General features: G+C 45.7%; 11 protein-coding genes. 9 read left to right on the top strand and 2 right to left on the bottom strand.

Annotated features, from left to right (window positions below; genetic code table 11):
* The first annotated feature begins 16 nt into the window (after positions 1-16).
* Genes C170_RS24755 through C170_RS24715 form a run of 9 tightly spaced genes read left to right on the top strand, consistent with a single transcriptional unit; the run spans position 17 to position 9057 of the window.
* Positions 17-868, top strand: a complete 852-nt coding sequence (locus tag C170_RS24755; RefSeq protein WP_036615201.1) for a 3-hydroxyacyl-CoA dehydrogenase family protein — start codon at positions 17-19, stop codon at positions 866-868.
* 19 nt (positions 869-887) lie between these two features.
* A complete protein-coding gene (locus tag C170_RS24750; RefSeq protein ID WP_036615300.1) occupies positions 888-1937 on the top strand; it encodes an HAD-IIIC family phosphatase in 1050 nt (349 codons plus the stop codon).
* A 15-nt stretch (positions 1938-1952) separates the two neighbouring features.
* Entirely contained in the window at positions 1953-2216 is a 264-nt protein-coding gene (locus tag C170_RS24745; RefSeq protein WP_017687156.1) for an acyl carrier protein, read from the top strand.
* Positions 2213-3097, top strand: a complete 885-nt coding sequence (locus tag C170_RS31190) for a hypothetical protein (protein WP_017687157.1) — start codon at positions 2213-2215, stop codon at positions 3095-3097. The genes C170_RS24745 and C170_RS31190 overlap by 4 nt, the downstream gene beginning before the upstream one ends.
* Positions 3098-3122: 25 nt before the next feature.
* A complete protein-coding gene (locus C170_RS24735) occupies positions 3123-3863 on the top strand; it encodes a thioesterase II family protein (protein ID WP_036615200.1) in 741 nt (246 codons plus the stop codon).
* Positions 3864-3898: 35 nt separating this feature from the next.
* On the top strand, positions 3899-6232 hold the full coding sequence (locus tag C170_RS24730) for an ABC transporter permease (protein ID WP_036615199.1): 2334 nt from the start codon (positions 3899-3901) through the stop codon (positions 6230-6232).
* A gap of 12 nt (positions 6233-6244) precedes the next feature.
* Entirely contained in the window at positions 6245-7012 is a 768-nt protein-coding gene (locus tag C170_RS24725) for an ABC transporter ATP-binding protein (RefSeq protein WP_036615197.1), read from the top strand.
* A gap of 60 nt (positions 7013-7072) precedes the next feature.
* Complete coding sequence (locus C170_RS24720; RefSeq protein WP_036615194.1) at positions 7073-7708, top strand: TetR/AcrR family transcriptional regulator; 636 nt, start codon at positions 7073-7075, stop codon at positions 7706-7708.
* A 20-nt stretch (positions 7709-7728) separates the two neighbouring features.
* Positions 7729-9057: an MFS transporter gene (locus tag C170_RS24715; RefSeq protein ID WP_036615192.1), complete on the top strand. Its 1329-nt coding sequence runs from the start codon at positions 7729-7731 to the stop codon at positions 9055-9057.
* 161 nt (positions 9058-9218) lie between these two features.
* Here the strand turns inward: C170_RS24715 and C170_RS24710 are convergent, their stop codons facing one another.
* Together C170_RS24710 and C170_RS24705 are read right to left on the bottom strand one after the other, a co-directional pair.
* A complete protein-coding gene (locus tag C170_RS24710) occupies positions 9219-10043 on the bottom strand; it encodes a carbohydrate ABC transporter permease (protein ID WP_036615189.1) in 825 nt (274 codons plus the stop codon).
* Position 10044: 1 nt separating this feature from the next.
* Positions 10045-10917, bottom strand: a complete 873-nt coding sequence (locus C170_RS24705) for a carbohydrate ABC transporter permease (protein ID WP_017687164.1) — start codon at positions 10915-10917, stop codon at positions 10045-10047.
* Between the last annotated feature and the right edge of the window lie 18 nt (positions 10918-10935).

Raw genomic sequence — 10935 nt, 5'->3', positions numbered from 1 at the left:
AAGGAGGTGATTAGGTATGCATAATCGACTCATTGCAATCATTGGCGCAGGGGTGATGGGATGCGCCACAGCACTGGATGTCGCGAGGGCTGGTTATCGTGTAATTTTGCAGGATATTTCGGCGTCGGTCATCGAACACGCCCCTGATGTTATACGTCGTGAATATCGTTCAGCTTGCTTTCTGAAGCAAGGGTACGGTCAGGTGCCCCTGGATCAGATCATGGAACGAATCTCGTTCCAGACACAAGATGAAGGGGTGGAAGAGGCAAGTATCATTATTGAAAATGTAACCGAAAACCTGGAGTTGAAAAAGGAAGTTTACGCACGACTATACCACAAGGTTCGTCCGGATGCTTTATTTGCGCTAAATACAAGCTGTATTTCCGTGACAAAGCTCGCTTCATTTTTGCCTGACCCAGGTCAAGTCATTGGGGTGCATCTGATGAATCCAGTTCCCGTTAAATCCATGGTGGAGGTGATCAAAGGACATCATACAACGCAGGGTACGGAACATGAGATGGTAGCTTTTTTGGAAACTCTTGATAAAAGTCCAGTTGTCATAGAGGATCTGCCCGGGTTTGTCTCTAATCGCCTCTCGCACTTGTTAATGAATGAAGCGGCGTACATTGTACAGGATGGAATCGCTACACCCGAGCAGGTGGACGCCATTATGAAGAAGGGCTTCAATTATCAGATGGGGCCGCTGGAGACGGCGGATCTGATTGGTCTGGATACGGTCGTGCATTCATTGAAAGTATTGTACGACAGCTATCAGGACCCCAAATTCCGATGCTGTCCGATGTTGCAGAAAATGGTTGATGCAGGACAGTGGGGGCGGAAGACGGGTCAAGGATTCTATGCCTACTAAGATGAAGGGTGGCATGACCATGGAAAAGCTCAAGGATATCAAGTGTATTGTTTGGGATCTGGACCACACCATATGGGATGGGGTTTTGCTTGAATCTGCAGATGTGCAACTGAAGCCGGGCTTAAAGGAGGTGATTGAAAAACTGGACCAGCGAGGTATTTTGCACTCTGTTGCCAGTAAAAATGATGCAGAGCTGGCTTGGGCGAAACTAAACGAACTGGGCATCGCCGAATATTTTCTGTATCCCGAAATCCATTGGGATGCGAAGTCCGTCTCTGTTCAGCGGATTCAGCAGAACATTAATATCGGCATGGATGCCATTCTGTTTGTGGATGATCAACCTTTTGAACTGGAAGAAGTGCAAAGTGTACATGCTGACATCCAGGTACTTCATGCGGATCAATATGAAACCATGCTTGATGACCCAAGGCTGATGCCTCGATTCATTACAGCCGACTCTGCGTGCAGAAGGCAGATGTACCAGGCGGATACGCTCCGTAAACAGGCTGAGGAACAGTATGAGGGACCTTCAGAACAATTTCTGGCTACGCTTGGCATGAAATTTTCCATTTACGAGGCTACTGAGGATGATCTTCAACGTGCAGAGGAACTTACCGTTCGCACCAATCAACTAAATGCAACGGGAATTACCTACAGTTACGAGGAGCTGCACCAACTGATGACCTCGCAGGACCATATGTTATTGGTGTGTGAACTCGAAGACAAATACGGGACGTATGGCAAAATTGGGCTTGCACTTATTCACATGCAGCAGAAAGTATGGCGGCTAAACATGCTTCTAATGTCTTGCAGAGTGATGTCCAGGGGAGCAGGGAGTGTACTGCTAACGTATATCATGCGTGAAGCTCAGAAGCAGGGCAAACAGATGCTTGCGGACTTTAGGGATACCGGAAGGAACCGGATGATGAATATCAGCTATCGCTTTGCCGGTTTCAAGCAGCAATCTGCAGATCAGGAAGGAAGAGTACTGTTTCATCATGATTTACAGCAGGCTGTAGAGTTTCCAGACTACATTGAGGTTTTAGTGCCCGAGGGGCAATATCAATAACAAGGGGGAAGGGCAGTGGATTATCGTCAGGAAATTCGGGAGTTTATCGGGAACAACCTCACCATGGATCATGAGGACACTCAAATTAATGATAATGACAATTATTTTGAGCAGCGGTTCGTCAATTCGCTCTTTGCGATGCGTTTGGTGGACTTTGTAGAGCGTAGATTCCAGATTGAGATAGCAAATGAAGATCTGGATTTGGCTAATTTCTGCACGATTAACCGTTTGCATGATCTTATTGAGAGAAAGTTGACTGAGAAGGAGGCGGCACTATGATTACAGCTAATCAGGCATCCATTCGTCCAGTCACAAGTCCGGCAACCAGCCCGTCCAACAAATATATGTATTTGTTTTTGGGAATTTCCTTTGGCACATGTTATGGAATCGCAAGTTTGTTCATGTTCTTTGCGGATTTTATTGTACCCATAACAGGTGAGTTAACCTTGATGCATCCACTTGCGATCGTTGCTCTGTATTCACCTTCCATTGCCGGATTAATTACATGTTATGTGATGGGCGGAAAGGAAGCATTAAAAGGAATGTTTATGAAGCTGGTTCCGCGCAGACAGGACCTGTTCTGGATACCGCTCATTATTGGAATTTCCATCATCTTTGCATCAACAATGCACTTTGGTTCCTTGTTATTCGGCATACCGGTCCCTGAACTGACATATAGTGTACCTGAAATGATCTGGTTGGGGATTGTGAATCTGATCAAGGAGACGGGGCTGATTGGTGGGCTGTTTGGCTGGATCGGATTTTTGCTTCCATTCTTGCAAGGGAAGTTAAAAAATAATATAACAAGTGGTCTGATTACCGGCCTGTTGTTCGGATTATGGGTGCTTCCGGGATACTTGATTTCCTCTTTTGGCACCTCAACCACTTACATATACTACGTTGTTCAGCTTATGGCATTTATCGTGTTCCAAAGTTATATCTTCAATGCAACCAAAGGTACACTTCTGTTTTATCTGCTTGCATTCTGGCTTGTGGCCACAGGAAGTCAAATTGATTTGTACTACTTTAATCCGCAAGTTCAAATTATGCAATTCTTCTTTTTTGCAATATCGGCTATTGTCATACATGTCATTTTCAAGCGTAAAAATGTGGATACTTCGCTTCAGACATTCCCTGCATATGTTCTGGAAAGAAAGTAAGCCTGGTTATGGTGGTGGATAAGTGATGGAACCGATCTATTTGGAGCAGCTACAAAAGGGGGAGGGAAACAGACAAATGGTCTGTTTTCCTTATCTCGGTGGCAACTCCAACAGTTTTCAGCCCCTAGTGCCTTACCTTCCTGACACGGAAATTTGGGCGTTTACGCCCCCGGGTCATGGTCTGAACACCGAAACACCCCTGGAGCATATGCAGCAACTCGTAGAACTGTATACCAGCAAGCTGCTGGATGTTATACAGCCCGGCAGTCTGTTATTTGGACATAGTCTGGGAGGAATTACAGCCTACTTCGTTGCGCAGCGCTTATGTCAGGAACGTCCAGATGTAGCTAAAACGCTACGGCTTGTGTTATCTGCCTGCAACACGCCTGATGAATGCGGGATGCAGAATTATGATCGGATGTCAGACGAAAATCTGATTGATCATCTGTTTTCCTATGAAGCTCTCCCGCAAGAACTGATACATGAAAAAGAATTATTGAATTATTTTCTGCCCGTCATCCGGGCGGATTTCAGGATGCTGGAATCTGCAGCAACGCTTGAATATGAGCCGCTCTCATTGCCGGTATTGTATCTGTGGGGAGAACGGGATCGTACTGTTACCCTTCAATCAGCGTTGAGATGGGGCCGATATTTTGGCACATCCATGAAGCTTCAAACCATCAAAGAGGGTGCTCATATGTTCATGATGCATCAACCTTCAACGGTGGCGCATTGTCTGACAAGCTTTATGACTCCAGATAAATAGGAACAACTTGTAGATGAGAGGAGCCATGTTCGTTTATGCTGCTACGAATGCTGAGAAACGATATAACGAGAAAAAAAGGGATTACGGCTGCGTTGTTTATTTTTGTACTGCTGGCCGCCTTGCTGGTATCTTCGGGGTCAAGAATGATTATGGAACTGACGAGTTCCATCCAATATCTATTTTCTGAATCCAAAACACCACATTTTGTGCAAATGCATGCCGGAGAACTCGATCAGGTCAAAGTGAATACATGGGCTGAAGAAAATGCCATGGTCCAGCAGCATCAGATTGTGGAAATGGTTAACATTGACGGCTCTAATCTGTTTCTCGGAGCAGAGTCCGAAAAGAACAGCGTTATGGACATTGACTTTGTTACACAGAATCAGGGTTTCGACTATTTGTTGAATCTGGACAGTGAGATTATTCAGGTGAACGATGGCGAGATCGCGGTTCCGGTATATTACATGCAGCAAAAAAAATTGAGCGTGGGCGACCAGGTTCGGATCGATAATGGTCAATTTGAGCGTTCTTACACCATCGTTGATTTTGTCCGTGATGCTCAGATGAATCCATCGGTTGTGCACTCCAAACGTTTTATCGTGAGTGCAGGGAATTTGCAAGAACTGAAGCAGAGCATCGGAGAGATGGAGTATCTCATCGAATTCCGGTTGACGGATCCCGGACTGACGAGTGAATTTACCCAGGCTTACCAAAATGCCGGACTTCCTAACGCGGGTCCAGTCGTAACCTATGGGCTTTTCCAAGTATTGAATGCCATGACCGACGGAGTCATTGCAGCCGTTATTATTCTGGTCAGTCTTGTGCTGATTCTGATCGCGATGCTCTGCATCCGATTCACGATGCTTGCGACCATCGAAGAGGATTATCGTGAGATTAGTGTCATGAAAGCGATAGGGATCGCAGAGAAGGATATTAAGAGACTGTATCTGATGAAGTATGTATTTATGGCCGGATTTGCATCCGTGCTTGGTTACATTGCATCACTTGGTGTTAACAAATTATTTGTTTCCAACATCATGTTGTATATGGGAAAAGCACCTGCAACCCTGTTGCATTTCGCGATTCCGTTATTAGCCGCTGGAATAATATTTGCCATGGTTGTTCTGTTCTGTCGAACGGTACTGCGGCGTTTTCGTTCCATCTCCGCGGTGGATGCTCTCCGTACCGGAAGCCTGGGCGATACACAGATCATTCGAAACCGGCTTAGTTTGTCCCGCAATCGCTGGTCTTCCGTACCTGTCTTTCTTGGTCTGAAGGAAGTGATACAGCGAATCAAGATGTTTCGATTATTGTTGTTCGTCTTTGTAGTCAGTTCATTTATCATGATTGTGCCGGTCAACTTCCTGAACACTTTGCAGGCGCCAAGTTTTATCTCTTATATGGGTGTTGGACAAAGTGATATTCGCATTGACTTGAGGCACACAGATGATGTGGAGCAGCGTTATGACAATCTGGTTGCCCAGATCCAAAATGATAAAGACATCAAAACCTATTCCCCATTGGTAACAAGCCAGTTCAAGATTAAAAATGCGGAAGGAAGTTACGACAATCTGAGTGTAGAAACTGGGGATTTCAGTATTTTCCCATTGTCTTATGTTAGCGGTAATGCGCCAACAACCGAGAATGAAATTGCGTTATCTGATGCCAACAGTAGCGAGCTGCACCTGAAGACTGGTGAGCAACTTACCTTGCTGGTTAATGGCAAGGACCAGATGATGACGGTCAGCGGAATATACCAGGACGTTACGAATGGTGGCAAAACGGCGAAGGCCTTATTGCCCTACAACAAGGATAGTGTGTTGTGGTACGTGGTCAGTTTGGATCTGAATAATCGCGGGGACATGGCTACCAAAATCGCTGAATATGAGGCGGCTTTCTCGCCAGCCAAAGTAACCGATCTTCAAGGTTATCTGGATCAGACATTAGGCGGAACCATCCAACAATTGAAAATGGTGACGATGCTGGCCTTGGTCATCGGTGTCTTCATATCTATTTTAATTACAGCGCTGTTCCTTCAGATGTTAGTAGCCAAGGACAACAACGACATTGCTGTACTAAGAAGCCTTGGGTTTGCCTTGTCTAAAATCAAGTTCAAGTATGTCGTGATGTCACTTGTCATATTAATCTTAGGGGTTGTTACTGGAACGATATTGTCCAATACGTTGGGTCCGTTGCTGGTTAGTGCCATTATGTCGACGTTTGGTGCTTCCAATATTGTTTTTGTTGTTAACCCGTTACAGGCATATATTTTGTGTCCATTGTTACTTGCAGGCACGATTGTACTAACAGCATGGATTAGCATCCAATCGATCAAGGAAACGAGCATATCCAAAATGATTGTCGAATAGGGAGGATCAACGATGACAACTATACTTGAGGCTAAAGACGTGAATAAATCCGTAGCGATCGGCGAGAATGAAGAACATAACATCTTAAAAGATATCAACCTTCAATTAAAAAAGGGAGAATTTGTTTCCATCATGGGGCCATCTGGCTCAGGCAAGTCTACCTTACTGTACAACATAAGTGGTATGGATCAGATTAGTGCTGGAAGTGTCTATTTTAATGGCAAAAAAATATCGGCATTTGAGGAGAGGGATCTGGCAAGTCTACGTTTGACCAAGATGGGATTCATCTTTCAAAATATTCATCTGCTCAAGAATCTGAATCTATTAGACAATATTGTACTTTCCGCGTATCTGGCCAAGAATAGCAGCAGAGAAACGATTAATACACGGGCAATGTCATTAATGAAAAAAATGGGGATTGATGAGCTTGCTGGGCATAACATCACCCAAGCCTCAGGCGGACAGCTTCAACGGATTGCCATCTGCCGTGCGCTGATCAATAATCCAGATATTTTATTCGGCGATGAACCAACGGGGGCGCTGAATTCCAAATCAACGTATGAAATCATGGATATTCTGGGCGATATTAATGCAACGGGTACAACCATTCTGCTGGTGACCCATGATGTGAAAGTCGCTGCCAGATCGGAACGTGTACTGTTTATGATGGACGGTAAGCTGGTTTCAGATAGAAATATTGGAAAATATGCAAGAGAGCGTCAGGATTTAAAAAAAAGGGAAAGCCATTTGGCGCAATGGTTGAATGAAATGGGGTTCTAAAAAAAGAACTCCATGACTACAATAGACCGACAGTCGGTCGAACGTATCGGAGGCCAGGATATGAGACTGATAAAAAACCCGGAAGAACGCAGGAACGAGATTTTGGATGCCGCCGAGATTCTGTTCATAACAAAGGGGTACACCAAAGCTACGGTCATGGATATCCTTCAGGCGTGCAACATTGCCAAGGGTACATTTTATTATTATTTTCAGTCCAAGGAAGAGGTTATGAACGCCATCGTGATGCGTTTTATTTTGAGTGGGGAGGCATCGGCCAGGCACGTCGTGTCCGATCCCAAACTGAATGCCCATGACAAAATTTTTCGCATCATGATGGCGCAGAATCAGCCAGACGGCAGAAAACATGATCTCATCGAGCAATTGCACAGTGTTCATAATGTGGAGATGCACCAAAAGAGTCTTGTAGAGACGGTAATTCGATTAAGTCCCATCTTGGCCGAGGTGGTAGAGCAGGGCATTCAGGAGGGGGTATTTCATACACCTAACCCAAAGGAATCCATCGAATTCCTGCTCGTATCGTCACAATTTTTGCTGGATCGAGGCATCTTTCAATGGGAGGAGGAAGAACTTCAAAAAAAGGTTGAAGCATTCACACATATTATGGAACGTGTGCTGGGAGCAGAACAAGGAAGCTTCGCCTACGTCACACGTCTCTATTTTCCGAATCAAGGTTAGCCGAGAAAGGAGTATCATCCATGGAACATACCGTTCAAAAATCATTTAAAAAGTTTCTGGTAGTATGGTTTGGTCAGCTCATCTCCATGATTGGGATTGGACTTACGGCCTTCTCCCTGGGGGTGTATGCCTTCGAAAAAACGAATACGGCAACAAGTGTTGCATTGATTACCTTATTCACGTTTCTGCCGAATATCCTGCTTCGACCTATTGGAGGGGTACTGGCCGACCGATTCGACCGTCGAACGATGATGATTATCGGCGACCTGGGGTCGGCAGCCGGTTTGATTTTCATTCTGTCCATTATGCTCACAGGTGATATCCAATTATGGCATATCTATGTGGGAGTAGCCTTTAGTTCCGTGTTTTCCGCGTTGCAGAGCCCGGCATATAAGGCCTCTGCTACGGACCTGCTGGATAAGGATCAATTCTCAAAAGGCAGCGGTCTTGTACAACTGGCTGAATCCTCGAAGTTTCTGTTTTCACCCATCATTGCGGGCATTCTGCTTAGTATAACAACCATTGAAGTCATTCTGGTCATTAATATTCTGACATTCCTGGTTGCCATTCTGGCTGTGCTGGTTATTCGGAAGAGCATGAAGGTGGAGCGAGAGGATCGAGAAGGAAAAAACTGGATCACAGATATTCAAGAGGGCTGGAGAGAAGTTGTAACCAACAAGGGAGTACTGTTGCTGGTGGTGATTATTTCACTTGTCACCTTTTATCTGGGATTCCTGGAGACACTCATTGGTCCGATGCTTCTGTCATTCACGGATGCAAAGACACTTGGAACGTTTCAGTCTGTTAGTGCCATCGGCATGCTGATTAGCAGCTTGTGCATCGGCATATTTACAATAACAAAGAGATACGCAAGTGTGCTTGTGATGGGTCTGATTTTGTGCGGTTTGTCCTTTTCACTTCTGGGCATATCCACCAACATTTATTTTATTATCTTCGCAGGTTTTCTGTTCCTGTCATCACTGCCGTTTGTTAATATGAGCGCAGATGTACTGGTGCGAAACAATATCGCCAACGATAAGCAGGGCAGGGTATGGGGAATCATTGGTATTCTGTCACAACTCGGGTTTATTATCGCGTACAGTTTGGCTGGTTTTCTGGCCGACCATGTGTTTAATCCGTTACTGATGGAGGGGGGAGCGCTGGCTTCGTCTGTTGGTCAAATTATTGGAACTGGGCCAGGCAGAGGTATTGCCTTTCTGTTTATCATCGCGGGTCTGTTTGTTATTCTGATCGCAATAATCACATCCCGTTTGAAAATGATCAAATCTCTGGAGCAGAGCCCAGATATAGCGGCTCCATCCGATGTTGGCGGGTTGGCGCACGATTAATTCGAATCCAACAGCGTAAGCCCTTGTCCGCAGCAGCGTGTGATACTTCTTCTGTACGAAGAAGTTATTCACACGATGAGCAGACAAGGGCTTTTTTGTGCTGAGGAGTCAGAAGATGTACTTAGACAAGAGTGTTTGTGTATTTGGATTGTCGGTGGAGTTTACCCTTTAACCGCCCCTGAAGTTAGTCCTCCTACAATATACTTTTGCCCAATGAGGAACACAATCAACACAGGCAATGACGTGAGCACGATATCGGCACTGACCAGATTCCACTGGGCACTGAATTGTCCAAAGAAGTTATATACAGCCAGCGTCATCGGCCACATCTCCACTGTATTCAGCATATAGAGTGGGGCAGTAAACTCATTCCAGACACTCAGGAAATTAAGAACAAATACCGTTACCAGCACCGAGGTTAACAAAGGTACAATGATTCGCAGGAACAGCTTGATCCCATTACATCCGTCCATGATCGCGGCTTCATCCAGCTCCTTCGGGATGTTAGACACAAACGCATACGTAATGAACAGCGAGATTGGAATACCCATAGCCGTATAGAGCAGAATCATGCCGACATGTGAATTGATCATACCCATCGACTTCATCACTTCCATCAGCGGAATGTAGTTGAGTGGCAGCGTTATGCCAAGAATCAGGAAGAAGTACAGAAACTTGCTGAGCCTCGAATGGTTACGGGATAACGTGAAGGCCGAGAAAGCCACAACAAACACCAATAGCAGGGAAGAAGCCCCGGAATGCAACAGACTGTTGAAAAAGGAACCTCCCAAATGTCCCTGTTCATAGACGATTTTGTAATTTTCGATGATAAACTTCTCGGGTAGCGTCAGTTTAAGCACTTTGGCTTCGGCGTCCGACTTGAATGAATTCAGTACAATGACGACAAAAGGAATCAGGACCACCAGGCTGAGCAGCCAGGCGAGAGCATTTAACCCGATCGAAGCCAATCTTTTTCTCAATCGCATGTCAGTATTCCACCTTTCGGTTCATCAAACGAATGATGAAAAAGGAGATGATCGCCATGATGACAAACAGAATGGTAGATAGCGCACTCCCCAGTCCCCAATATCCTTTGGCAAAAGAGGAATAGACCGCCGTGTTGATGACATCTGTCGCGTTACCGGGGCCACCGTTGGTTAACACGTATACGGCATCGAAAACTCTCAGCCCGTATGTAATATTGAGTACCGTGGCGATGGTGATCGTAGGCATCAGCATCGGAATGGTGATCCGGAACAACTTCTGCCCGAAGCCGGCGCCATCAATGGATGCCGCTTCGTAATAATCACGTGGAATCGCGAGCAGTCCGGCGATGAACAGCACCATGATGTACCCCATGCCTTTCCACGTGTCCACTGCCATGATGGATGGCATGGCCCAAGTCAGGGAGCCCAGCCAGTTCTGGGCGAGAACGTCTAGTCCCATGGAACGCAGAGTCACGTTAACGAACCCATTGTTGGGGTCGAGCAGACTTTTGAACACAAGTCCAACAATCAGGAACGATAGCACCTGTGGTGAGAAGATAATCATCCGATGCAGATTGGCGGCCTTTACACCGCTAACCAAGAGTAGAGCCAGAAATAAGCCCAGAACGGTCTTGGCGATGGATGTAACCAGGGTGAAGAGGACTGTGTTTTTGATAAAAAGCAGATAGGTCGGATCACCCGCCAGAATGGTGCGGAAATGCTCCAGACCGATAAAGTTCTTCTCCGAACTATAACTGTTCCAGTCGGTGAAGGAATAATAGATGCCCAGCAGGGCGGGAGCGACAATGAACAGCAGATATAACACAATCGCTCCGGATGAGAAATACCAGGGATAGATTTTGTTTGCATTCATAACCGGTAACACCTTTCC

Origin of the sequence: Paenibacillus sp. FSL H7-689 (assembly GCF_000517905.1) — a bacterium.
GTDB lineage: Bacteria > Bacillota > Bacilli > Paenibacillales > Paenibacillaceae > Paenibacillus > Paenibacillus amylolyticus.
This window is presented reverse-complemented; position numbering and strand designations above follow the sequence as displayed.